This is a genomic window from Streptomyces sp. NPDC058470, from assembly GCF_042721055.1.
Taxonomy (GTDB): domain Bacteria; phylum Actinomycetota; class Actinomycetes; order Streptomycetales; family Streptomycetaceae; genus Streptomyces.
Genome location: NZ_JBHXMF010000037.1, coordinates 63,415 through 86,326, shown reverse-complemented (window position 1 = coordinate 86,326; position 22,912 = coordinate 63,415). Strand labels below are relative to the sequence as shown.

Genomic DNA, 22,912 nt, shown 5'->3' with positions numbered 1-22,912 from the left:
ACATTCCACGAACGCCCCCGCAGGACGTACTGCGGAAGGCCGGCCGACGACGTGCTGTCGCCTGCCCACCTCATCAGCGGCGCCATCCCGAAGGGAACAGATCATGACTGACATCTCGGCACCCACTGTGTCGCCACCCGTTGTCTCGGCTGTCGAACAGAACGGGGTGAACCCCGTCCCGGACGCGGAACGGCATGGCACACCAGGCGGCTTGTTCCCCGTCTGGTTCTCCTGGAACGTGTCGATCCTCGGGGTCAGCCTGGGCATCTACGTGTTCGGTGTCGGCCTGAGCGTCTGGCAGGCAATCCTGGCGGGGATCCTGGGGTACGTGCTGTCCTCGACGCTGGTGGGCATCCTCGCTGTCGGCGGTCCTCGTACGGGCCTGCCGACCCTCACCCAGACCCGGTCTGCTTTCGGTTTCCACGGCAACAAGTTCCCCACCTTCTTCGCCTACCTGTCCAACGTCGGCTGGAAGGTCACCCTCATCACGCTGGCATCGACCTCGGGGGCCAATCTCCTCGCCAGGCTGTGGCCGGGCCCCTTCGCCGACGGACACGGTGAGGCGACCGTTCCGGCGATCGTGCTGTGGTACATCGCGGTGCTCGTCGTGTCCGTGACGGTCGCGGTCTACGGCCACCAGATGATCCTCAAGGTGGAGAAGTGGATCGCCTGGCTCACCGGAGTGATGACGGTGGTGTTCATCGGCATGGTCGTCCCCCATATCCAGTGGGACCGGATCGGCGGCGCGGCGAACGGATCACTGGCCACCTTCGTCGGCGGGGTCATCCTGGCCATGACGATGGTCGGGATCGGATTCCTGCACTACGGCGGTGACTTCGCCCGCTACCTCCCGCGCAGCACCAAGGCGGGCAGCGTGATCGGCTGGACCACCTTCGGCATCGTGCTTCCCGTCGCCGTGCTGCTCGTTCTCGGTGTGCTGCTGGCCGCGGGCGACTCCGGTCTCGGTACCGCGGCCGCGAACGATCCCATCGGCGCACTCACCGACCTGCTGCCCCTGTGGTTCTTCATCCCGTTCACGATCGTCATCGTGATCTCGCTGGTCGCCGCTGCGATCACCGGCCTCTACTCCTCGGGACTCGCGCTCCTCGCGCTGGGAGTGCCTGTATCCCGGGCCGGAACCACGGTCATCAACATGGTCATCATCTCAGCCGGCGCCTTCTACCTGCTCTTCCTCTCCGACTCGTTCCTTGCCACCTTCCAGGCCTTCCTGGCCCTGATCGCGGTGGTCATGGGAACCATGGGCTCGATTCAGCTGCTCGACTTCATCCGCCAGCGGCGGCTGGGCTGGAACGTCGATCTCGCCAAGCGCGCGGGGGAGGGAGGCCGCAGCGGGCGGTGGACGGCGCTCCTGTCCCTCGGCGTCGCCACCGTGATCGGCCTGGGCCTGGTCACCTCGTCCGACCCCAACCTCGCCAAGGTCGTCGGGTTCCTGCTGTCCGACTCGGCGAAGAAGGGCGTCGTCGGCAGCACCAACATGGGTGTCCTGATCGCGATGGCGGTCGGCGCCGGGATGTACGCGTTCCTCACCTTCGCGCTGAAGATCGACCCGAAGGGCACCTACGCAGCGCAGCGTGAACCGGAGCTCGCGAGGGTTTCCTCATGACCTTCGAAAGCCCCGACCAGTGGCACGCGCCGGCGACCTACTGGTTCTGGCACCGGATTCCGACAGCCGACGAGATCCGGGAGCAGTTGGACACCCTTGCCGCGGCCGGGTTCAAGTCCTTCCAGATCCAGACCCGGCTGTCGTTCCCGATCGAGGACTATCTCGGGCCCGAATATCTCGCCGCATGCCGACTCGCCGCCGACGAAGCGGCGAGCCGGGGACTGATGCTGGGCATCTACGACGAGTACAACTGGCTTTCCGGGCACGCGGGCGGACGTACCGTCAGCGGTCGCGATGAACTGCGCGAACGGCACATGTTCTGCACCACCGGGGAGCCCGTCGGAGAGTACGCCGAGTGCGCCGTCGACGAGATCCGCGCCAAGGACGTGGACTATCTGCTGGAGCCCGGAAAGAACTGGGTGTTCTCGGGCGGAGTCATGCGGTGGGACGAATGGGAGATCGTCGCGGCGCTCGCCCATCCGGCCGGAGACATCGATTCCGAGGACTCCATCACGGACGTCACGGAGCACGCTCAGCTCATCGAGTCCGGCGAGTCAGGATGCCGAGTGCGCGTACCTGCCCAGGCACTGGCCGGTCAGTCGGCCGTCACCGTCTTCGTCGCCGCACGGTGCGCGTCGAGCCGCATGATCAACTACCTGCTGCCGGAGGCGGCCCAACGCTTCCTCGAAGTCGGCTACCAGCCCTACGCGGAGGCCTTCGGCGAGCACCTGGGAACGACCGTGAGCTACGTCTTCTTCGACCAGCCGCACGGGTGTTTCTTCGACTGGCGACAGCGCCGCGCCCACGTCGACTCGTCGCTGATGTACGCACCCACCGTCGTGCCCGCCGACCGTCGCGTCCTGTTGTCCCTGGCGCGCGAGGTCGGCCCGCTGACGGCGGCCTGGCGGTGCGTCTTCTTCGAGCGCTACTCGGCCGTCGGGATCGACGCGTTCTTCGGCACGCTGTCCAAGTGGTGTACGGAGCACGGCGTGGCCTTGTCCGGCCATGAGGTGCTGGGTTACGTCTCCTCCTGGAATCCCGCCGCCACGATCATCACCGAGGATCCGCGGACGAACTTCGGCACCGACTACTTCGGTCTGGACCGCTGGCGCGACATCACGGCCGTCGACGCACGCAACGAACACCCCCAGATCAGCGCCAAGTTCGGCGATTCCGTGGCCCGTTCGAACGGTCGCAGCGGCTGCATGGTCGAGCAGTACTTCGCCCGCACCGAGACCGGATCGCACTTCGCGGCAGGCCGCTGGGAACTCACCCTGGGGCAGTTGCGCGACCAGACGGTTCGTCACCACCTGCTCGGCGCCAGGCAGTTGCTGATGCACGCCTTCTGGCTCACCGACGGGCACGAGGGCGACGAGCTCTTCACCAATCCCCGGTTCGACTTCGCCCCCGGCGTGAACTTCGAGCCGTGGTTCGCCCACCACCGAGAGTTCGCGGAGGAGGCGGGCAGGCTGTCGGAGTTCCTCGACGGAACCCGGCCGCTGGACGAGGTCGCCGTCCTGTATCCCCTCAGGACGAGCTGGGCGGAGGGTCCCACCCATTCCTACGGCGAGCACACGGCGTTCTGGACCGAGTATCTGGCCCGTGCGGGACACGACTTCCATCTGGTCGACGAACGGGACCTGCGCGCGGGACGGCTCACGGGCCGTTACCGGGCCCTGGTCCTGCCCGCTGTGTCCGTGGTCCAGGACGACAAGACCCTCGACGCGCTCGCGGAGTTCACGGACGGCGGGGGAGCACTGCTGGCCTCGGGCCCGGTCCCGCACGCGACCCAGACGCAGGGCGCCGACGACCGGGTGAGCCGACGGATCGGGGAACTGCTCGCCGGACCACGGGCCCGGCACTGGCCGGGTATCCCGTCGGCGGCATCCGTCGAACCCCATCTGGACCGCTCGCTCGCCGGCCACCTGGCGATCGACTTCGACGGCGCGGTGTGGTCACGCCGGACACTCGACGCCGACGGGACCCGGATCGCCCTGTTCAACGACGACGACTGCGAGCGAGCCGTCCACGTCCGGCCCTCTCAACTCCCGGCCCAGGTCACTCGATGGCGGCCGGAGTCCGGCGTGGTCGAGGCCCCGTTCGAGATCGACGGCGCACTGCGCCTGAGCCTGGCTCCCGGTGAACTGGCCTGCTGGCACCTGACCCACGGGCCGCGCACGGTGCCGGCTCCCCTCATCATCGACCGAGGATGGGAGCTCACCCTCGACGCCGCCGAGCAGTCGATCGACGTCGACCGCGGCTGGGAAGAACAGGGTTGGCCCGAGTACTCGGGCATCGGCGAGTACCGGAACACCTTCGACATCAGCGCCGCCGACCTGGCCTGGCCCGACTGGGAACTCGTCCTGCCCGTCGTGCACACGAGCGCCGAGGCCGAGATCAACGGACAGACCGTGGGCCGGTGGGGATGGGCTCCCTTCCGCTGCAACGTCGCCTCGTCCGTGCTCCGTCCAGGACGCAACGACCTGCGCATCCGCGTCGCCTCCACCGGGGCCAACCACTACTACGCCGGCACCCGCCACCAGGCCGGAGCAGCCGACCCGAGCGGACTCGCCGCCGCTCCACGGCTACGACCGCGGATGGCCGGGCTCGCGGACCGACCGGAGTGAGCTGCCGGAACCGCCCAGGACTTGGCTGGTTGACTCCGGTGCGGCTGGGAAGCGGGCGGACTCGGGTGCGGCTGGGAAGCGGGCGGCCATCGGTACATGCCCGTCATGCCGTGCCGATGGCGGGAGAGCGGCCCGCCTAGGAGTATCTCCAACTCCCGCGTCCCGGGGGGAGCTACCGTCGCGCTGCTCCTGGTGCCCATGAGATCGTGGACCACGAGCCCTCGCGCGTCTCCAACAGCCGTGTCCCGGAGTCGAGTTGGTCGACCGGCGACCCATCCCTCCCTGCGGGATGCGCCGGCATCCCTTCCTCCCACTCCCGGTGCGCCACCGGGAAAAGTCCCCTCGGTACGCACCGTTGATCTCCCGCGGAACCCCGTGCGACAGTGAGCGCGTTTGATCACTTCCCGAACCCGGAAGGTTCCCATGCGCTTACGTCGATTTGCCCTCACCACCCTTGCCGCGGCAGCGAGTCTGTGTGTCGCGCTGACGCCGGTCTCGGCCGTCGCGCAGGACCGGCCGACCGGTACCCCCATCGGGACCGGCGCGGTCGTCAACACCAAGTCACGTGCACAACTCGACGCCTACTGGACCCCGGAGCGGATCCGACAGGCCAAGCCGATGCCCGCGCCCGAGAGAGTCTCCGAGGTGCAGCCCACCTCGGGCCCGGCTGCCGAGGTCACCGGCGAGCCCGTACACATCCCCGCTACAAGACCGACGGTGAGCTCGGGAGTTGAGGCCCAGGCCAGCGTGTGGGGGACCGTGGGACGCCTGTACTTCACGATCCCGGGCAAGGGCGACTACATCTGTTCTGGCAACGTTGTCACGAGCAACAACGGCTCGGTGCTGGCCACCGCTCGGCACTGCGGATTCGGCGAAGGCGGCACCAACTACCGCTTCGCTCCGAACTACAACACGGGCAACGCGCCCTACGGCTGGTGGGGCTGGCGCAGCGCGGGCTGGGTCACGGGAGGCGGTCAGGAGAACGACAGCGCCTTTCTCGTCCTGGACACTCCGGGCGGCCGACGTGTGCAGGACGTCGTGGGCTCTACCGGGCTCGGCTTCAACTGGTCGAGCAACTACGCGCACATCATCGGTCTGCCGGCCGACAAGGACTACGCCGTCTGGTGCGAGGGTCAGGGCTATGCCGGACCCGACGGGCAGCGCCTGATGGACAACTGCAACGGCCTGTCCGGTGGCGCCAGCGGCGGTGCCTGGATCGAGAACTACCAGCCCGACGGCTCCGCGATCCAGACCGGCGCCTACTCCGGTAGCTACGGATCGGCTGCCGCCACATCGGCGTACGGCAACTCCGCGTACAACGTCTGGAACGGGGCCCAGAACAGCTGACGGGGCAGCAGCCCGCGCAGCGTGGAACCGCTCGTCGGCCGAACTGAGAAGCCCTGTTTCAACCGGTTCTGTACCGAGGCCGAGTGGGTTCGCTCGCTTTGACGAGCGGGCCCACTCGTCTGCAGCGGGTGGTGCGTCTCCCGACGGTTTCAACCGGTACGCGAGGGAGTCGCCCAACACCTGTGCCGAGACGCCTTCACCTTGTCACGCCCGGCTCGCGCGGCTTCTGAGGCGGAGGCTGAGGACGATGCCCATCGTCGCGCAGGCAGAGGTCATCCACCAAGTGGAGTGCCAGCCGCCGGTGCGGGTGGCCAGCCATGCGGCGAGGGCGGGGCCGACGAAGCCACGAGGGGTTGCTCGCTCCCGGAAGTCATCGAGGTCCACTACACCACCGGCGACGCCGATCTCCTCGCGCATGTCGTCGCCAAGGACACCACGGACCTGCACCGCATCACCAAGGCGATCCTCGCCATCGACGGAGTCGACCGGACCAGCACGGCCATCTCACTGGGCGAGGTCATCCCGTACCGACCCCGATCCCTCCTGGGCCGCCTGGCGAGCGGATAAAGCCACCGATAGCCGATAGCCGATAGCCGATAGCCGAGCGTCCCGTGCCGCCGACACCGTTGCGGTCCCAGCCTGACAGCCCCTGGTGCCAGCCTCATTGGAGGCCATCGTCTATGGTGCGCTGCTCGGGTGCAGGTCCAGCGAGGGGCTCACTCAGCGTTCTCCCCGGCGGCTTCCCAGGTCAACTGCTCGGTACTGGTTCGCCCTTCGGAATGTGGAAACGGTCACGTCGTCAATTCATCAGCTCCGGCGCGAAGTAGTCGCGTAGGCGGGCGATCTTTCCGTCGCGGATGCGGAAGATCTGCACCAGCGAGATGACCGTGTCCTCGCCGTCCCCGTCGAATACCGTGTCGATTTCGGCGATGAACACGTCGGGACTGGAGGTGGTGTGCAGTACGTATCCGGTCTTCTCAAGGTTCGGTGTGCGGCCGTCCTTCACCGGCTGTTCGTAGTACGTCGCCATTGCGCTTCGGATCTCCTCGCGACCTGCCAACCGTTTGGGGAAGGCTGCGTCAGCAGGCATGAGTGGTGCCTCCCAGACGCCATCTTCGGTGAAGCTCTCGGCAAGGGCATCGGCATTCCGGCTGATGGTGCCGGCGAAGATGTAGCTGTCGAAGATCTGCTGCGGCGTTCTGGACACTGGGGTCTCCCTGGACGTGGACGATTACGTCTTTGCAGCGGTGCACTTGGTGTTGATGAGGGCGGAGGCTCGCAGATTCAAGCGTGGTCAGGAGCCTGGGGAGCAGTGAAGTCCACGTCGGCGGCCGGCAGGACACGGATGCTGCGTGCCAGGAAGTTGATGTGCCGGTAGATGGCGTTGTGGTGCAGGACGGCCCTGTCGGACGCGACGAACCCGTCGACGTCCGGTCGGGCTGAGGTGGTGTGCCCGTCGGCGACGAGCACGAGGTCGTACCCGCGACTGAGTGCCTGCCGCGCGGTCGTGTCCACGCAGAACTCGGTGGCGAACCCGGTGACGACCATCTCGGTGATGCCGAGTCCCGAAAGGAACGGGCCGAGGTCGCTGTCGAGAAAGGCGTCGGCGCTGCCCTTCCGCACGGTCTTCTCGCCCTCACCAGGGGCCAGTTCGGGCACGATCCGCCACGCTTCGGTGCCGGGCTCCAACCCAGGGCCGTCGTGCTGGACCGTAACGACAGGCACGTTGGCGGCACGGGCACGTTCCCGAAGCAAGGCGATCGTGGCGATGGTCTCCATCGGCCGGTGAGCGATGGCTAGGGCGGCGTTCTGCATGTCAAGGACGAGGAGCGCGGGTGCATGCGGCATGGGGACACCGTAATGGGAGTGCGGATGGCTCGGTTGGGGTTGTCAACCGGCGGCTGACAACGGGGACTCCAACGGCTCTGGGGTTCAGTGGCCCTGGTCGCCTGTGTCCCGGGTGTCGCCTTCCTTGCGCCCACGCGCTGGGTGCGTCCTGGCCACCGTCCGGGACGTCCCTCACCGGCTGGCCGACCCGGGGCCTGGAGATATCCCCACCCCGCTTCCGGAGACTGCCGCCATGGGCGCGGCCGGCCCGCCCCGGCAGAGTACGAGGGCATGAAGGCAACAGTGATGACCTCGCGGGCCCGGCTCGCAACTGCCGCTGTGCTCGCTGCCGCCGTCGTGTCCACGGCCCTCGTGCCGAGGAGGACATCGGGAACGCCGCAGCCGATTTCGAGCGGACGCGATTCGACCACTGGAACCCCGAGCAGCTGGTCGCCGGAGCGGTGTGCCACCGGCCGGACTTCCCGCCCGCCCCGGCAGATGAACCCGAGCCCGACTGGAACTACTCCAACCCCGGCTACGTCCTGGCCGGAATGATCATCGAAAGGGCCACCGGGCGGCCCTGGGGCGTGGAGGTGTGCGACCGCATCATCCGCCCACTCGGCCTGACCGGCACCTACGCCCCCGGCGACAAGCCTTACCTGAAGCCTCCGCACGCGCACACCTATCACCAGTTCCCCGGCTCGGGCACCTGGACGGACACCACGGCGAGGAACGTCTCGTCCGTGGATGCGGGCGCTGCCCTCGTCGGCACGGAACGCGACCTGGACCGTTTCTTCACCGCCCTGCTCGGCGGGCGCCTGCTGCCTCCCGCCCGACTCGCGGAGATGCGTAGGACCGTGTCCGTCGGCAAGGACTTCGAAGTGGGGTTCCCCGGCCTGCGATACGGTCTGGGGACTGATGCAGCAGCCTCTGACCTGCGGTGGGCACACCTGGGGCCACGGAGGGGACTTGGAAGGGTTCACCGTGCACACCGGCTTCACCGAAGACGCGCGTCGCTCCATTGTCGTCGTCGCCAACGGCACCGGCAGCAGCTACGAGCAGTTGCTCGCGGCAGAGCGGGCTGTCCGCGGGCTCGTGGTCGTCGGTTGTCACATGGAGTGCTGTCGCGAGAGTGTCCAGGTTGTTCGTCACACAACGATCTTGGGCACCCTCGTTCTCGCTCCCACGAACAGCCCTTGGAAGATCTTCTACGACGTCACGCGGGGTTCGCCCACTCCTCGCGAAGCAGCCCGAACAGCACCCGGTCGTAGCGCTCTCCCTCCACCAGCACCGCCGCCCGGCGGCGACCTTCCTCACGGAAGCCCAGCCTGGTGAAGGCGCGCACGGCGCGCTCGTTGCCGCTCCACGTGTCCAGCTCCAGGCGGCTCAGGCAGTACGCGCCGAACAGGTGGCCCACGAGCAGCCGCATCGCGTCACTGCCGTGGCCGCAACCCCAGAATTCTCGCTCACCGACGGTGACCCCCAGGGTGGCCACTCCGGCGTGCGGGTCCAGGTCCCGATAGTCCGCCATGCCTATCACCCTTCCGCCTGCCAGGTCCTCGACCGTGAACACGGCCGACTCCCTCGGGCTCAGGCGCAGCATGGTGTCGAAGCCGAGCCCGATCGCCTCTGCTGTGACCGGGCCGAAACACGGATCGCCGGCCGCGGCCCAGCGCACGACTTCGGGGTCGTTGCGCCACCGAAGATGATGCGCCGCGTCTTCGGCGCGCAGCGCACGGAGCCTTACCAAACTTCCTTCGAACATCGCGCAACCCTAATGGATCGACGCTTCGCCAGGGATGATCGCCGAGGCCCGCCGTGTGCACCCCGCGATGTCCTTCGCGGTGCTGGACACGCCGCCGACACCGGCGTGGCCGGATGAGAGCGTCGATACGGTCCTGCTCTTCGCGGTGCTGACCTGTATTCCCGGAGACGACGCGCAAACACGGCCGATCGGGGAGCTGAGACGTGTCCTGAAACCGGGCGGACTGCTCTACCTCAGCGACCTTCTTCTGCAGGACGACCAGCACAATCGCGACCGCTGTGCCGGTTTCGCCGAACACCACGACACCTACGGAGTGTTCAGGACCGATGACGGCGCAGTGTGCCGCCACCACTCGCGCGACCGGCTCAGCTCTTTGCTCGCCGGATTCGACTCCCGCGGCACTCGATACATCACTGTTCCCACCATGAACGGTCATGAGTCAGTGGCGATTCAGATCCTGGCCCGCAAGCCGACCCCGCATCATCACGCTCCCACCCACTGACACCACGGCCGCGAAACGGGCGCCACCGGCGGGTCGTCGTCCGCACCCGGGGCGCCGACCAGCCGACGGTACGACTACTCGTCCTCGTCGTCGGGGACGAGCACCTGACGATCGAAGTCGGTCAAACAGTCTGCGTAGTCAAGACGGACGGCTGCCGACACGAGCCGGTCGTACTCGCCCTGCCGCAGCGCGAGCCGGAACGAGTTGACCGTGTTGATGAGGTAGTCGACCGCGATTTCCGCCTCATCGTTCGCGACAAGGGCGCGAACCGAACCGAGAACTCGCACGGTTTCTCCCCGAGCGGAGGCTCGTTGCTCCAGAGCATCGACCACCACACGGATGATGTCGTCCGCGGAACTCTTCATGGGTCGTCCTCATCCTCCGGCCGAGTGAGAGTGACTGGAAGCCCATGAGACACAGCCCTACTCGATCCGCGGTGTCCGCGTCGAGCCCGGTCACCTTTGTGGGCTGTGATCGGCCAGTGCGTCGGTGGGTTCGTGGAAGGCCGGTTGGTATTCGTCGTCCTCCAGGCGTGGTCTGCGGAGGTGAACGGTGTCGAAGGCACCTGCGCCGTGGTAGCTGAATCTGATGGTCGGGCTTTCGAGTTCGGGGTGTTTTGCCCAGTCCAACCGGGGATCGGGTGGGCCGACTTGACGGTATGTCAGGTTCTGTGCCGCGAACGCTGGTTGAGGGATGTGAGGGGCGTAGGCCGGGTACGGGGGCGAATCCTGGCCCTGTCTGCCTGGCTGCGCCGCAGGTTGTTCCTGAGCGCTGCTTGTCACCACGACGGTGACGCCGACGATGATCAGCAGGAGCCCGGGGATGGTTGCGGGCTCGATGCCCTGGTCCATCAGCCACCATGCCCCGAGTGCGGCCACGGGCGTCTCAAGGAGGAGGAGAACGCTGATCGTTGTTGCCGACACCCTGCCGAGGACGAAGTTGAGCGAGCCGAGTCCGAGGATCTGGGGGAGGAGGAGAAGTCCGAGCAGCGACAGTTGGGTGGATCTGTCGAAACCGGTCAGCGAGATGTCGGCGAGCCAGCAGACGGCGAGGAGTTCCAGGCCGCAGATCATGGAGGTGAAGGTCGAGTAGAGGGGTGTGCTCACGTCGGCGCGTGACTTTTCACTGAGCGCGGTGTAACCGGCCTGGGCGATGGCCCCTGCGAGTGCGAGCAGGTCTCCCAGTAGCGCGGTGCCGCCGGACCTGATGTCGAGACCGGCTGCCGCGGTCGCTCCCAGGACGGCGAGGGCGAGCCCGGCCCAGGTCCTGCGTGCGGTCCGTACACCCTGGCCTGCCGCGATGAGGGCCTGCCAGACGGGCTGGGTGGCGACGAGCGCCGTGGACATGGCGACCGACGTGAGCCGGGTGCTGGTCATGAAGGCCGCGAAGTGGAGGGCCAGCGAGGTGGCCGCGAGGAAGCCGAAGACCAGTGGCCGCCACTGTTCCCGGCGCAGGATGCCGCGCTCACCGCGCACGACACGTACGACCTCGCGGCGGCGCAACAGCAGCAGAAGGGGGCCGAGTACGGCGAAGCCCAGGCAGTTGCGCCAGAAGGCCATGGCGAGCGGCGAGGCGGTGGCGGCGGCGGTGAGAGGGGCGGTGGCCGAGATGGCGACGACGGTGACCGCCATCGCCACCACGGACAGTGGGTCGATCTTGGATCTCATGCGTGCACACCGCCGTCCGCCGCCGCTTGTGAAAGGAGTGCGGGTCCTTTCACCGGTGTGCCGCAGGGCGGTGCACCGCCCTGCGGCAGATGTACGGCATCGCTCGGCGCGGGGCCGAGCAAGGTGAGACCGCATGGGCCGAACGCGGGGGTTAAGCCGTCAACGGTCTGTCCAGCATTGGTCATTGAGTACGCAGTTCCTGTGCAGTGAGAGGAGGAGGGGGAGCGACTGAGGGCTTGGACGGCGGAGGTGAGCCCGGCCTGGTCGGCACGTACCTGTCCTTCAGGTCACCTGTGGGCGGCCGGAGCTGGGCGAGGACGGCGAAGGGCGTTCGCCGCACATGGACGGGGTGGGAGTCCCATGCGGCACCCCCACAACGGGAGTTACGGCTCTACGGTTCGAAAGAAAAGGTGGGGGTTGCCGCGCGACCTGTGTGTCGGGGCTGAACAGCCACGAGCTGGTTGAGGATCCGGCCGCAAGGCGCTGAGAATCCGGGCCCAGACGGTCCTTCGCCGGGTGTTCCTCCGTGCGGTGCTGTCCGTCGGGGGCGGCCGGGAGCCGGTGTGATGACCAGGGCCAGGCCCCGTGTTACGGACACGGGCGGCGCAGCCGCAGCACGCCCACCGCGTTGTGCAGCGCGGTCTCCACTTCATCCGCCCGTAGCGGGGGTGGCAAGCCGCCGACGGGTGAAGAGCCCTACGGGACATCGATCATGCCCGCCAGGACCATGGCGGTGCCCCGACGGGCGGGCCGCGTGGGCCTGCTGTGGCGAAGGCGACCCGCCCGTGCCCAGGCGCATGAGCAAGTCGGGTGCAGAGGATGAACCGCCGGTCCCATACCTCTGGGCGTGGGCCTGTTCCCGGCCGGAGAACGCCCCGGCCGGGAAGGTTTCCGTCGTTCCCAGGTTCAGCGTGCGGCCTGGAAGGCCCGCCCGGCCGCAGTCGTCGTCGTGCCGTTGGTGAAGAGGCCGCTGTTCGGCTTCGCCGGGTCGGCGCCGAGCCCGAACCACGCATAGCGCTGGAGGTAGGGAAGGGAGTCAAGCGCTTTCGTGGACGCGGTGACGAAGGCGGCCTGCTCCGTCGGCGAGGGGAAGCGGGTCCCCTGAGCGAAGTCGATCAGCGCATACTCGGTGAGCCAGATCGGCTTGTGGTAGCGCTGGTAGACGGCGTCCAGGTACGACTTCAGCTGTTCGACGGCTTGCGGGGTGCGGAAGTCCCCGCCGTACCAATGGAGCGCGATGAAGTCCACCCGGTAACCCTTCGCCGCTGCGCCGGACATGAAGCGGTCCAGCCAGCCGCGGGGGACGTCCGCGCCCGCCGCCACCGCCGGGCTGCCCAGGACCGTGCCGGCCTCCATGAGCCGCGGCCACAGCCCCAGCGCCTGCTCCACCGTCATGTTCGACTGCTCGGCCATGTCGGGTTCGTTGAACCCGAGTAGATAGGGACCGTGCGCGCGGGCCTCGGCAAGGGAGGCGTCCGTGACGGAGGCCGCTCCCCAGATCATCGGCACGAAGTTCGCCGACGACGGTGTCGTGACGCCCGGATGCCGGGTGGCCCAGGTGTAATACCAGCTTGCCCCGGACGCGGCGAGCGCCTGGTTCACTCCGTTGAAGGACCACACGCCCACGCCCTTCTTGGCGGACGAGGCGATCTCCACCGGAGCCGCGGCCGCGGCGGTACGCGTCGGATTGGAGGTCGGTTCCGCCGTCCGCGTCGGGGCCGCCGGGGTGGGGGAGGAGGACCGGACAACCGAGGGGGACGGGCTCGGCGGCGCGGTGACCGCCGGGGCGGGCGAGAAGGGCAGTGAGGTTTGCCCCCGTTTGTAGACATCTCTTGAGGAGGATCGTGGGATTCGAGTCGGAGGTGTTGTGGTGGGTACAGCCCGGTATTCGGAAGAGTTCAAGCGGGACGCGGTCGGGTTGGTGGCGTCAACCGCACGGTCGATCAACTCCGTGGCCAAGGGCCTCGGAGTCGACACCGAGTCCTTGCGGAAATGGGTGCGGGCGGCCGAGTCGTCTGCTGTCGGCGAGGGCGGTGAGCCGATGACGCCCGCGGAGCGTGAGGAGCTGAAGCGGCTGCGGAAGCAGGTGCGTGAACTGGAGCTGGAGAAGGAGATCCTGAAGAAGGCGGCCCAGTATTTTGCGAAGGAGATGGGTCGATGACCGGCCGCTGGCGGTTCATCTCCGACCATTATCTGGAGTACGGAATCCAGCGCGGCGTTCGGGGGCGACACGTACTGCTGCCTCAACAAGTGGGCGGGCCGCGAGAATTGCGTTCCCTCGAAGTGGTCGGTCGACTACACCCAGGTGTTCAAGAAGGCCGCACCCTACGCCTACTCGTACGCCTTCGACGACGAGGCGACGATGCCGTGCAGGGGCGCCTGCTACTACCGTGTCACCTTCGGCGTCACCGGCTAGCCGCGCCTCCTCACCACCCATGCAGGGTCAGTGGCCGGCCTCATCCTGCGGGGGCGAATGTACTTCCGCAGGGCGTTCTCCGTCCGACCAGGCGATCTGCTGCAGGCGTGTCGACGAATCGCATACGTATACGCGTCCAGCGCGCCGCGTGTGTCGGGCGTCTGGACCCCGCTCAGGCGGTTGCCTCCCGCCGCGTTACCATGCGTGCCATGTCGGACGTATCGCCTCGCCCGGAGCCGTTCACCTCGCAGACCGGGCCCGCGGCGCTCGAGGACCTCCGCGCGCGGCTGCGCGCGACACGCTGGCCGGATACGCCGGAGGACGCCGGGTGGTCGCTCGGAACCGACATCACCTACCTTCGTGAACTCGTCGCCTACTGGGCGGACGGGTTCGACTGGCCGGCGCAGGAGGCGGCGCTCGCCGAGCTTCCCCGCTTCCGTGCCCGGCTCGGCGGCCTCGGGATCCACTTCGTACACGCCAGGGCTGTCGCGCCGGCCGGCCCCGTGCTGCCGCTGGTCCTCAGCCACGGGTGGCCGGACTCGTTCTGGCGTTACTCGAAGGTCGTCCCGCTCCTGACCGATCCCGGCGCGCACGGCGGCGACCCCTCTGACGCGTTCGACGTGGTCGTGCCCGACACGCCGGGCTACGGGTACTCCGACCGCCCCACCGGCCCGCCGCTCGACTCCATCGCCGTCGCCGGTCTGTGGGCCGAGCTCATGGGCGTCCTCGGCTACGCGCGGTTCGGCGCGGCGGGCGGGGACATCGGCAGCCACGTGAGCCGCTACCTCGCGCTCGACCACCCCGACCGTGTCGTGGCCGTCCACCGTACGGACGGGGGCCTTCCCGTCCTCACCGGCGACCTGGCCGATCTCACGCCCGAGGAGCGGGCCTGGTTCGAGGACTCCGCTGCCTGGGGCGCGGGCGAGGGCGCCTACGGTGCCATGCACCGCACGAAGCCCCAGACCGCCGCCGTCGGGCTCACCGACTCGCCGGCCGGGCTCGCCGCGTGGATCGTCGAGAAGCTCCGGGCGTGGAGCGACTGCGACGGCGACATCGAACGGAGCTTCACCAAGGACGAGATCCTGACGAACGTCACGCTCTACTGGCTCACGGGGACGATCGGCTCGTCGATGCGCATGTACCACGCGAACGCCGCGATCCCGCCCGCCCAGCTCGCCCGGAGGGTCGAGGTGCCGTCCGGTTTCTCGCTCTTCCACGCCGACATCGTCCGGCCGCCGCGGGCATGGTTGGAGCGCACGGCGAACACCGTACGCGTAACCGAGCCCGCGCGCGGCGGCCACTTCGCACCGTTCGAGGAGCCGGAGCTCTACGCAGAGGAACTGCGTGAGTTCTTCCGCCCCTACCGGGCGGAGGCGAAGGGCTGACTCGCCGTAGGCTGACCCTCCGCGCCGCCCGCACCTACCTCGATGGGTGCTTCTTCCCTCCTTTCGACGGTGGGAACGCCCGGTCAGCCTTCCTCGCCTTCGTCTCTGCTCTGCCCGGAAGCGAGGAAGGCCACCACCTCGGCGACCTCGTCCGGGCGCCCGATCCGGCCCAGTGGGACACCCGCGGCGAACTGGGACTTGGTGAGGGCGTGTCTCCCGCGGGCGCGGACCAGACACTCCATCTGTACCGCGACGGCCGCCTGGTGGCCGCCAATGTCTGGTGGGTCGATCCGGCCGAGTTGCCGACGCAGGAGGAGGCGGCGCAGCGGGCGACCGCGCTGGCGGCTGTCCACGGGATGACGGACCACCGTCCGCTCACCGCGGTACTGCGCGGCACCGGTGATCCGCGGCAGCACCTCGACGAGGCGTTCTCGGCACTCGGATTGCCCTTACCGCCGGCCGGCTTCGGGCGCCGCCCGGAGCCTCTGGTCAAGGTGCCGGGTGCACAACTGGCTGAGCGGCGGCCCTTCTTCCGGGCGATCAAGGAGTCACTCTCCTCCGAGAGTGACGGTGCCTCCGGCGGAGAGTTGCCCCCGCTGTCCTGACCGCAACACCCGTCATGGCTCAGCAAGCGGACTCGTCACATAGCCGTCGAAATGATTCCCGCGGATCACATGGGCGACCGGGGGCGTGATCGTCAGCAGTCCCCGACCGGTCTCGTCAACGGGACGCGGTGCCACATGCCGTCCGGCCGCGATCCTGCCCGACAGCGGCTTCGGTACCCGCTACGCCGCCAACGCCGTGCCATGCCGGAACTGATCCTTTGGAACGCGCAGACCAGGCGGTCGTACCCGAGTCCGCGATGCGGTGTGACCCAACTTCCAGCGCATCAGGGTGGTCTCGCGCCGCGTTTCGGATCAAATCGCGACGGACGGGGCGAGATGCCGCACTGCCAGCCTTCCAAGGTAGTCGTACGACGCACGGGAGGGAGGCGTCCAGCGGAAGGCGGCCGAGATCGCCATCACAGGGTTGATCGGCCCTGCCCGGCCCCTGCGAGGTGATCACCACCGGTGAACTGGCCGCAATCCTGGTCCGGTTGCTTCCAGACACTCCGTTGTTCCATGCCGACCAGTTCGTCAGCCCGCGCTATGTGGACCCGGACACCGGGTACGTCCGGCCGTCGTACGGGCATGCCCGCATGCCGCCGGACGTGTCGTCGTCAGCACCCTGGAGGCACGCTGTAGCAACTACGCGAGGACCGCATCCTCGGCGAAGCCCATCTCTCGGCCGATCTTCTCCGCCTGATGGGGCTGTTCGGAACCAGTACCGGCGCCGCGATGCGCTACATCGCTGCCGCTCATCGGGGAAGTGTGCCCGGCCGGTTTCGTTGAGCTTCTCTTTTAACCTCCGTTGGAGTTGTGCGGTGCCGGCGGAGGTTGTGGCGGTGTTGAATCCGGCCGGCTACTCGAGATCGAGGACGGCTTTGCCGTGGAGGCGGCGGCCGAGCAGAGCTCGTACTGGCTCGGAGTGGCGTGTCCAGGGGCCGCGCCAGCTGATCCCCGGATCGAGGCGGCCTGTGGCGATCTCGCCGGCCAGCCAGGTCAGATCGGCGGAGAAGTCGGTGGTGGGGTCGCTGAAGAGGAAGAAGGTGTGGATCGACCGGTCGTGCCGTCCTTCGTTGCCCAGGAGGGCATCCGGTGACAGCACGACGTCGGCCTCGGAAGAGCGGCCTACGGTGAAGAGGATGCCGCCGGCCGACAGGGCGGCGAAGGCGTCGACGAGGTACTGTCCGCCGACGTTGTCGAGGACGGCTGACACGGGCTGCCGCACGGCGGCCGGCTCGGGGTGGACCTCGTGGGCGCCCAAGGCTCGCAGTCCGTCCGCTTGGGCGGGGTACCGGCTGATGGCAACGACGTGCGCGCCCGCGCGGGCGGCCAGTTGGATGGCGTAGCGGCCGACGCCGCCGGAGGCACCGGTGACCATCACGCGGCGACCGAGCAGTGATCCCATCCGGCGCAGTACGTGCAGGGCGCTCAGTCCGGCCACGGGGACGGTGCTCAGTGCGCCGGGGTCGGCGTCTTTCGGTGCGGTGCCGAGCCGGGCAGCGGGTATGGCTCGCAGCTCGGCCCAGCCGGTCTCGCCGAGGGTGACGACCTTCTCTCCTTCGGCCGGGCCGGAACCGTCGGCGGCCGCCCAGACGACCACGCCGGCCGCGTCCCAGCCGAGCACGGTGCCGTTCGGCATCTCCGGACGTGTCGCCTCGTGGACCTCGCCGAAGTTCAGCGATACCGCCTCGACCCGCACGAGCACCTCGTGGGCGGCGGGCCGCGGTGCGGGGACGTCCGTCAGTGACAGGTGTCCGGGTGAGGTGTGGTCGACGACGAGTGCGCGCACAGGGAGATCCCTTTCATGAAGTGCCACAGTGTGGCGTTTGCTTCATTAGAGCACATGCGCGATCTCGGCGTACTTGGTAAAGTGCTCGTGATGACCGTCTCCGAACAGCCCGCCACCCTGCGCGAACGCAAGAAGTTCCGCACTCGCCAGGCATTGGCCGACACCGCCGTCACGCTCTTCGGCGAACGCGGATTCGACAGCACTCCGCTGGACGCGCTGCTGGAGCAGGTGGAGGTGTCCCGGCGGACCTTCTTCCGTAACTTCCGCTCCAAGGAGGACGTGGCGCTCACCGCGGTCAAGCAGCTCTGGGACGTCTACCTGGAAGTCCTGGACGGCATCAAGAAGTCCGGGCCTCTGGCCGACGTCTTCCTCGCCGCCATGCTGACCACTCTGGAGCGCATGGATGAGGACTGGTACCGGCGCTTCCCACTCACGCTGCGGCTGATCGCAGACTCGCCCGCACTCGACGGTTACACGCTGCGGCACTGCGCCGAGGTCCAGGCCGAGATCGCGCGCCGACTCGACGTACAGAGCCGTCTTGAGCTACGGCTCCTCATCGAGTTCTTCGTGGCCGCCTGGCGCTGTGCTCTGGACGAATGGCTGCCCGACTGCACACCGGGCGAACTGCCCGCACTCCTGCGCCGGTCCTGCTCATCCATGAACTCCGCGCTCAGCTTGTCTTTCAAGGTCTGAGGTCGAAACGGGCCTCGAACTTGCCTGCTCACCTGGGCGTTCGTCGGCCGTCGGCATGGCCATCGTCTGATCATGTGCTCCAACCACGGGTGCACCGATCAAGGCGAAGGCTGTGAAGGTAGGTCTGCTGTTGTCTGACCCCGGTCTCGGAGGGGGAAAGCGTTCGCGCAAGCGCCACGCTTCCGGGACGACTTGTTCGACTGCCCGACCGGCCATGGGCTCCCCGGCCGCAGTACTCCGGCTCCCCCGCGGAGCAGCATCGTGAACACCTCGCGGAAAGCGCGCGGGTTCAGTTCGGTGGGCCGGGCCATCCAGATGGCTCCGACACCGTGATCACTGCCGTCACATCAAGATCGTCCCATCACCCCACAGCCCGGTCTCGCGGAGACCCCCGGCGGGCCGTAATTTCACTGGGCGGTCTCGTCATCGGCCGGTACCGTGCGACGCCGGGCCGGCATGGTCGTCGGCCTGGAGGTCCGCGTCCCGTTCTGCGACCACCGGCTCGTTGGGTACGTCTACAACACGCCCTGGTCCCTCAAGTCCTTCTACGGGCGCGAGAAGAGCCTGCTGCGGGAGGCCACCGCGGATCTCCTTCCCCAGGTCTGTCTAGGACCGTGTCAAGAGCCCTTATCCCTCCACCCACGGCCCCAAGTACGCGGCCGCTCTGCAACGTCACGCCAAGGACCTGTTCAGTCGCCGCTCCCACCAGGTTTTCGACCTCGTCGACCGCGACCACGTGCACCCACTCGCCCACCGGGACGACCCGATCAGGACGCAGGCCGAGCGGCGTGGACTGGAGCGGTCCCTGGACTTGGCACTGTGGCTGGAGCTGTACGAGCCCGAGATTGTGCTGTGCTTGGCGGTTCCGGCGTGCAGGGCGGGGGTGCCACCGGTGTTGTCGCTGTCACCCCTGCCTCGTCAGTTGTTCCGGCAGTCATCCAGGGCCCGCAGCGTCTCGGCTGCCGCGTCGCGTACGGAATCGGATGGGTCCGAGCCCAGGGCGGTGAGCCGGTCGCGCAGCCGCTCCTCGCCCGGGGGGAGCGTGCCCGTCTCCTCCACCCAGTGGGCGATCCCCCCCGCAGCGGCCTGGCGCACCCACGTAGTCGCGTAGTCCAAGTGCCGCACGAAGAGCGGCAGATCGTGTGGGGTGCCGGCGTCCGCCGCATTGTGCGGGTCCAGGAGCGACAGCGCGGCGGATCGGACAAGGGGGAGGAGGTCCGGTCCACCAGTTCCCGCAGACCGGGCAGGGCCTCCGCGAGGCCTGTGAGGACCCTCTCTGCAACCCCGACCAGGGTGGTGTCGACGCCGAGAGCGGCCACCAGCGCCCGGGCGACCGCCGCGCCTTCCCACGGCCGGAACCCGGCGTCCGCCACGGCGTCCAGGCCGCGCAGCGCACCTTCGTGCATCAGGCCCTGCTGACTGAACTACGCGCTGCAGACGCTCTGGGCATGGACGACTGCGCAGTCGACGGCTCGCACGTCCGGGCGCTCAAAGGGGGGATCATGTCGGGCCTTCGCCCGTCGACCGTGGTCGGCCTGGATCCAAGCATCACGTGATCGTCGACCGCTGGGGAACACCGCTCGCGGTTTCGCTGACGGGCGGAAACCGTCACGACGTTACCCAGTTGATCTCGCTGCCCGACGCGATCCCTCGCATAGGCGGGCTACGGGGCCCGCCCGCGGAATCGGCCCAAACGACTGTTCGCCGATCGCGGCTACGCCTTCGACAAGTACCGCCGCCTGCTGTGGAAGCGCGGCATCAAGCCGCATATCGCAAGGCGCGGTATCGCCCATGGCTCTGGCCTGGGGAAGACCCGGTGGGTGGTTGAGCGCACCTTTGCCCGGCTCCACCAGTTCAAAGGCCTACGCATCCGATACGAACGTCGCGCTAGCCTCGACCACGGGCTCCTGCAACTGGCATGCTGCATCATTTGTCCCCGCCGACTGCAGGCATCGTCCCGGAAGGATCAGTAGGGTCGTCGGCGTGCGTGATGTACGGGTGGTCCTGATCGGCGGGACGTCGAACGTCGGAAAGTCGACCGTTGCCCAAATGGTGGCGGAGAAGCTCGGGTTCGACTGCCTGAGCACTGACGGGCTGGCTCGGCACCCTGGGCGACCCTGGAGAACTCCGGAGTGGGAGGTGCCGGCGCACGTCGCCGAACACTACGAATCCCTCACGGTTGACGAACTGATCACCTCCGTTCTCGGCCACTACGATCGGTTGTGGCCCCGCATCGAAGAGCTGATCACGGTCCATGCGGCCGAGGACCGTAGCAGGACGGGCCTGGTTCTGGAGGGCTCGGCACTCTGGCCCGTCCGCGTAGCGAGGCTGCAGGTCCCGCGCACGGCCGCCGTGTGGCTGACCGCCGACGGCTCCGTAGTACGCGCCCGCGTTCACGTGGCGAGCCGCTATGAAGCAGCAACAGACGAGGCACGGGGCCTGATCGACAAGTTCCTGGCCCGCACTGAGCGCTACCAGACACTCATGATCGATGTCATCGACAGGTTGGGCATGAATCGCATCGATGCTGGTGGCGGACACTCCGTCACAGAACTGGCCGACACCGTGCTCGCGGCAGCCGACGCGCAGACCGCGATGGGACGGTCATCCCCCAGTTGGTGACCGCTCGCGCCAGCTCACCTACGGCAGATCCCGGCACCATGCCTCTCACCAGTTCATATTGAAACGATCAGTAAGTCCCCTTTTTCCTCGCTCCGGCGGCATGCTGGTGAGCCCGGCAGGCGGTGGAGTGGACGTTGATCTGCCGGGTGATCAGGTTCTTGGCGCCCGCCCGGGATTGGAGGGCGGTGAAGATCCGCTGCCAGGTGCCGCTGCGCTGCCAGCGGCGGAACAGGTCGTACAGTCGGCCCCACGGGCCCGTACTCCTGCGGCGTGTCCTGCCCACGGAATGCCTGTGCGCACTCGGAAAGGTATGCCGTCGATCAGCTTTCGACGGGTCCATATCGGCGGTTGGCCCGCCTTCTCTTCCCACGGCAACAGGGGTTCCAGTACCGCCCATTGCTCGTCTGTCAGATCTGCATGCGACACGAACCAAGATCATCACATAGTCAAGATCCTCTCTTGATGCACGACTCAGTCGAGGAAGTCCAGCACCCGGCGCCAGGTCAGCTCGGCTGCGGCTGGGTCATGGTCGGGAAGGTCACGGTCGGTGTAGAAGTGGCCGACGCCCGGATAGCGGAAAACCTCCAGGTCGACACTCCTCTCCCGTGCCGCTTGGCAGAGCGCGGCAACGCGCCCGGGCGGCGTGAACTCGTCCGGTTGAGCAGCGTGCAACTGGACCCTGAGACCTGGACGAACGGATGCGGGCAGGTCGGCAGTGGCGTGCAGCAGAAGAGCGCCGACGGCAGCGGGGCGCTCGGGCCAGAGATGGGCGACGACACCCGCGCCCATGGAAACACCGGCGAGCACGGTCTCGTCCGGCATACCCCCGAGGCTCTGCCGGGAGCGCTTGACCACAGCTGCCCAGCCGACCCGGTCGACCAGCTGAAATCCCTGGTCGAGGGTGACCGCGGTCTCGCCGCCGAAGAGGTCGGGCGTAACAACCTCATGCCCGGCGCGACGTAGCCGCTCGGCGGCGAGAAGTTCGGCTGGGCGCAGGCCGAGAACTGAGTGGAACAACGCGATATGAGCCATGGAGTCATCGTTCCGTACCGCGACTCCGGACTGCCCGCCGCAGCGGTGACTGAGAGCAGCACATTCGATACACGCCCCAGCCCAGCGCCATCTCTCAGGCCGTCCGAGCAGTGTCACTACTCGTGCCAGCCCAACGAGCCGTTGGCTGGCTGCGTAAGTCTCAACGAAGGTCGTTTGTCGATGAGTACGGATGTCAGTCGGGAGCATGCGGGCCTCTGAATGTCGGTGAGTTTCGATGTCACTCGATGAGTGCCTCTGAACCTGCACTGCCCGGTTTCGCCCTGAAATTCGACTGCGTAGTCAAGCTTGGACCTCTAGGGTCCGCGCATGGACTGGCATGTGTGGCATGGCGATTACGACCTCCCGGACTCCTTCCTTGGGCGGCGACTTCAAGTTGTCCAGGAACGGATCGGACTGGCCCTGGAGGCGAGCCCTCCCGGCCCCCTCCGGGTGATGAGCATCTGCGCCGGCGAAGGGCGGGACCTGCTCGGTGTTCTGCCCGATCATCCACGTCGTGGGGATGTGGTTGCGCGTCTGGTGGAGTTGGATCCTCGCAACGTGGCGGTGGCCAAGCGCGTCGCCACGAGTCTTGGCCTGGATCAAGTCGAGGTCGTGGTCGGTGACGCCGCAGTTACCGATCAGTATGGAGGGATGGCACCAGCAGATCTCGTGCTGGTTTGCGGAGTGTTCGGGAACATCTCTGACGACGACATCGAGCGCGTCGTTGGCTTCTGCACTCAACTGTGCGCGAAGGGCGGGGTGCTCGTGTGGACTCGGCATCGCAAGCAGCCTGACCTGTTCCCGCAGATCTGCCGCTGGCTGGAGGAACGCGGCTTCACCAGGGAGTGGCTGTCCGAGCCGGACGCTGGGTTCGGCGTAGGCGTCCACCGTTTCGCGGGCCAGTCTCAGCCTCTGATTTCGGGAACACGCATGTTCACGTTTGTCGGATACGACGTATTGGCGGGCAGAGACCAGTGATGTGGCTGTTCAGCCTCGTCCGACGGCCTGCTG

Annotated in this window: 23 protein-coding genes and 3 pseudogenes; 15 read left to right on the top strand and 11 right to left on the bottom strand. The window is 67.7% G+C overall.

Going from position 1 to position 22,912, the window contains the following annotated elements:
• The first annotated feature begins 103 nt into the window (after positions 1 to 103).
• From ACFWP7_RS26115 to ACFWP7_RS26100, 4 genes are all read left to right on the top strand, one after another.
• A complete protein-coding gene (locus ACFWP7_RS26115; protein WP_384385469.1) occupies positions 104 to 1,624 on the top strand; it encodes a purine-cytosine permease family protein in 1,521 nt (506 codons plus the stop codon).
• Positions 1,621 to 4,251 carry a hypothetical protein gene (locus ACFWP7_RS26110; RefSeq protein WP_384385466.1) on the top strand — a complete coding sequence of 877 codons (2,631 nt, stop codon included), beginning with the start codon at positions 1,621 to 1,623 and terminating at the stop codon, positions 4,249 to 4,251. Before ACFWP7_RS26115 ends, ACFWP7_RS26110 begins: the two co-directional genes overlap by 4 nt.
• Positions 4,252 to 4,674: 423 nt before the next feature.
• Complete coding sequence (locus ACFWP7_RS26105) at positions 4,675 to 5,598, top strand: peptidase (RefSeq protein ID WP_384385464.1); 924 nt, start codon at positions 4,675 to 4,677, stop codon at positions 5,596 to 5,598.
• A 288-nt stretch (positions 5,599 to 5,886) separates the two neighbouring features.
• On the top strand, positions 5,887 to 6,165 hold the full coding sequence (locus tag ACFWP7_RS26100) for an Lrp/AsnC ligand binding domain-containing protein (protein WP_384385462.1): 279 nt from the start codon (positions 5,887 to 5,889) through the stop codon (positions 6,163 to 6,165).
• A 232-nt stretch (positions 6,166 to 6,397) separates the two neighbouring features.
• Here ACFWP7_RS26100 and ACFWP7_RS26095 read toward each other — a convergent pair whose 3' ends face one another.
• Positions 6,398 to 6,805 (bottom strand): nuclear transport factor 2 family protein, encoded by a 408-nt coding sequence (locus tag ACFWP7_RS26095; RefSeq protein WP_384385460.1) that lies wholly within the window; start codon positions 6,803 to 6,805, stop codon positions 6,398 to 6,400.
• 77 nt (positions 6,806 to 6,882) lie between these two features.
• A complete protein-coding gene (locus tag ACFWP7_RS26090; RefSeq protein WP_384385457.1) occupies positions 6,883 to 7,446 on the bottom strand; it encodes an isochorismatase family protein in 564 nt (187 codons plus the stop codon).
• Between ACFWP7_RS26090 and ACFWP7_RS26085 the strand changes: the two genes are divergently transcribed.
• Complete coding sequence (locus ACFWP7_RS26085; protein ID WP_384385455.1) at positions 7,434 to 8,696, top strand: serine hydrolase domain-containing protein; 1,263 nt, start codon at positions 7,434 to 7,436, stop codon at positions 8,694 to 8,696. The two genes, ACFWP7_RS26090 and ACFWP7_RS26085, sit on opposite strands and share 13 nt — an antisense overlap.
• Here the strand turns inward: ACFWP7_RS26085 and ACFWP7_RS26080 are convergent.
• Positions 8,642 to 9,190 carry a GNAT family N-acetyltransferase gene (locus tag ACFWP7_RS26080; RefSeq protein WP_384385452.1) on the bottom strand — a complete coding sequence of 183 codons (549 nt, stop codon included), beginning with the start codon at positions 9,188 to 9,190 and terminating at the stop codon, positions 8,642 to 8,644. The two genes, ACFWP7_RS26085 and ACFWP7_RS26080, sit on opposite strands and share 55 nt — an antisense overlap.
• A 16-nt stretch (positions 9,191 to 9,206) precedes the next feature.
• Here ACFWP7_RS26080 and ACFWP7_RS26075 point away from each other — a divergent pair, with 16 nt between their 5' ends.
• The gene (locus ACFWP7_RS26075) at positions 9,207 to 9,692 is read left to right on the top strand and encodes a class I SAM-dependent methyltransferase (RefSeq protein WP_384385508.1); all 486 of its coding nucleotides are present in this window, start codon (positions 9,207 to 9,209) and stop codon (positions 9,690 to 9,692) included.
• 74 nt (positions 9,693 to 9,766) lie between these two features.
• On the opposite strand, the gene ACFWP7_RS26070 is transcribed toward ACFWP7_RS26075, so the two are convergent.
• The 3 genes from ACFWP7_RS26070 to ACFWP7_RS26060 form a co-directional block, all read right to left on the bottom strand.
• A complete protein-coding gene (locus ACFWP7_RS26070; RefSeq protein WP_384385449.1) occupies positions 9,767 to 10,057 on the bottom strand; it encodes a hypothetical protein in 291 nt (96 codons plus the stop codon).
• A 90-nt stretch (positions 10,058 to 10,147) separates the two neighbouring features.
• On the bottom strand, positions 10,148 to 11,359 hold the full coding sequence (locus tag ACFWP7_RS26065; protein WP_384385447.1) for a DMT family transporter: 1,212 nt from the start codon (positions 11,357 to 11,359) through the stop codon (positions 10,148 to 10,150).
• 906 nt (positions 11,360 to 12,265) lie between these two features.
• Positions 12,266 to 13,015, bottom strand: a complete 750-nt coding sequence (locus tag ACFWP7_RS26060) for a glycoside hydrolase family protein (protein ID WP_384385445.1) — start codon at positions 13,013 to 13,015, stop codon at positions 12,266 to 12,268.
• A gap of 214 nt (positions 13,016 to 13,229) precedes the next feature.
• Here ACFWP7_RS26060 and ACFWP7_RS26055 point away from each other — a divergent pair, with 214 nt between their 5' ends.
• The 4 genes from ACFWP7_RS26055 (at position 13,230) to ACFWP7_RS26040 (ending at position 15,765) form a co-directional block, all read left to right on the top strand.
• Positions 13,230 to 13,520: a transposase gene (locus ACFWP7_RS26055; protein WP_384385442.1), complete on the top strand. Its 291-nt coding sequence runs from the start codon at positions 13,230 to 13,232 to the stop codon at positions 13,518 to 13,520.
• 27 nt (positions 13,521 to 13,547) lie between these two features.
• A complete protein-coding gene (locus ACFWP7_RS26050) occupies positions 13,548 to 13,775 on the top strand; it encodes a thaumatin family protein (protein ID WP_384385505.1) in 228 nt (75 codons plus the stop codon).
• A gap of 209 nt (positions 13,776 to 13,984) precedes the next feature.
• Positions 13,985 to 15,160 (top strand): epoxide hydrolase family protein, encoded by a 1,176-nt coding sequence (locus ACFWP7_RS26045; protein ID WP_384385439.1) that lies wholly within the window; start codon positions 13,985 to 13,987, stop codon positions 15,158 to 15,160.
• A 209-nt stretch (positions 15,161 to 15,369) separates the two neighbouring features.
• Entirely contained in the window at positions 15,370 to 15,765 is a 396-nt protein-coding gene (locus ACFWP7_RS26040; RefSeq protein WP_384385437.1) for a hypothetical protein, read from the top strand.
• An 856-nt stretch (positions 15,766 to 16,621) separates the two neighbouring features.
• Here the strand turns inward: ACFWP7_RS26040 and ACFWP7_RS26035 are convergent.
• Positions 16,622 to 17,554, bottom strand: coding sequence for a zinc-binding dehydrogenase (locus tag ACFWP7_RS26035; RefSeq protein WP_384385434.1), 933 nt, complete (start codon positions 17,552 to 17,554; stop codon positions 16,622 to 16,624).
• 90 nt (positions 17,555 to 17,644) lie between these two features.
• Between ACFWP7_RS26035 and ACFWP7_RS26030 the strand changes: the two genes are divergently transcribed.
• Together ACFWP7_RS26030 and ACFWP7_RS26025 are read left to right on the top strand one after the other, a co-directional pair.
• Positions 17,645 to 18,247 (top strand): TetR/AcrR family transcriptional regulator, encoded by a 603-nt coding sequence (locus ACFWP7_RS26030; RefSeq protein ID WP_384385431.1) that lies wholly within the window; start codon positions 17,645 to 17,647, stop codon positions 18,245 to 18,247.
• Positions 18,248 to 18,694: 447 nt separating this feature from the next.
• Positions 18,695 to 19,100 (top strand): annotated as a pseudogene (locus ACFWP7_RS26025) (asparagine synthase-related protein); the annotation flags it as partial.
• A gap of 65 nt (positions 19,101 to 19,165) precedes the next feature.
• Here the strand turns inward: ACFWP7_RS26025 and ACFWP7_RS26020 are convergent.
• Entirely contained in the window at positions 19,166 to 19,363 is a 198-nt protein-coding gene (locus tag ACFWP7_RS26020; RefSeq protein WP_384385428.1) for a HEAT repeat domain-containing protein, read from the bottom strand.
• Between the two features lie 287 nt (positions 19,364 to 19,650).
• Between ACFWP7_RS26020 and ACFWP7_RS26015 the strand changes: the two are divergent.
• Both ACFWP7_RS26015 and ACFWP7_RS26010 read left to right on the top strand, forming a co-directional pair.
• Positions 19,651 to 20,220, top strand: a pseudogene (locus tag ACFWP7_RS26015) (IS5 family transposase); the annotation flags it as partial.
• A gap of 25 nt (positions 20,221 to 20,245) precedes the next feature.
• Positions 20,246 to 20,869 carry a hypothetical protein gene (locus tag ACFWP7_RS26010; protein ID WP_384385503.1) on the top strand — a complete coding sequence of 208 codons (624 nt, stop codon included), beginning with the start codon at positions 20,246 to 20,248 and terminating at the stop codon, positions 20,867 to 20,869.
• Positions 20,870 to 20,936: 67 nt separating this feature from the next.
• On the opposite strand, the gene ACFWP7_RS26005 is transcribed toward ACFWP7_RS26010, so the two are convergent.
• The 3 genes and pseudogenes from ACFWP7_RS26005 to ACFWP7_RS25995 form a co-directional block, all read right to left on the bottom strand.
• Complete coding sequence (locus tag ACFWP7_RS26005) at positions 20,937 to 21,152, bottom strand: hypothetical protein (RefSeq protein ID WP_384385515.1); 216 nt, start codon at positions 21,150 to 21,152, stop codon at positions 20,937 to 20,939.
• A 53-nt stretch (positions 21,153 to 21,205) separates the two neighbouring features.
• Positions 21,206 to 21,295, bottom strand: a pseudogene (locus ACFWP7_RS26000) (transposase); the annotation flags it as partial.
• Positions 21,296 to 21,340: 45 nt separating this feature from the next.
• Positions 21,341 to 21,901, bottom strand: coding sequence for a dienelactone hydrolase family protein (locus ACFWP7_RS25995; RefSeq protein WP_384385426.1), 561 nt, complete (start codon positions 21,899 to 21,901; stop codon positions 21,341 to 21,343).
• 327 nt (positions 21,902 to 22,228) lie between these two features.
• Between ACFWP7_RS25995 and ACFWP7_RS25990 the strand changes: the two genes are divergently transcribed.
• Positions 22,229 to 22,879, top strand: a complete 651-nt coding sequence (locus tag ACFWP7_RS25990) for a class I SAM-dependent methyltransferase (RefSeq protein WP_384385423.1) — start codon at positions 22,229 to 22,231, stop codon at positions 22,877 to 22,879.
• Positions 22,880 to 22,912 lie beyond the last annotated feature (33 nt).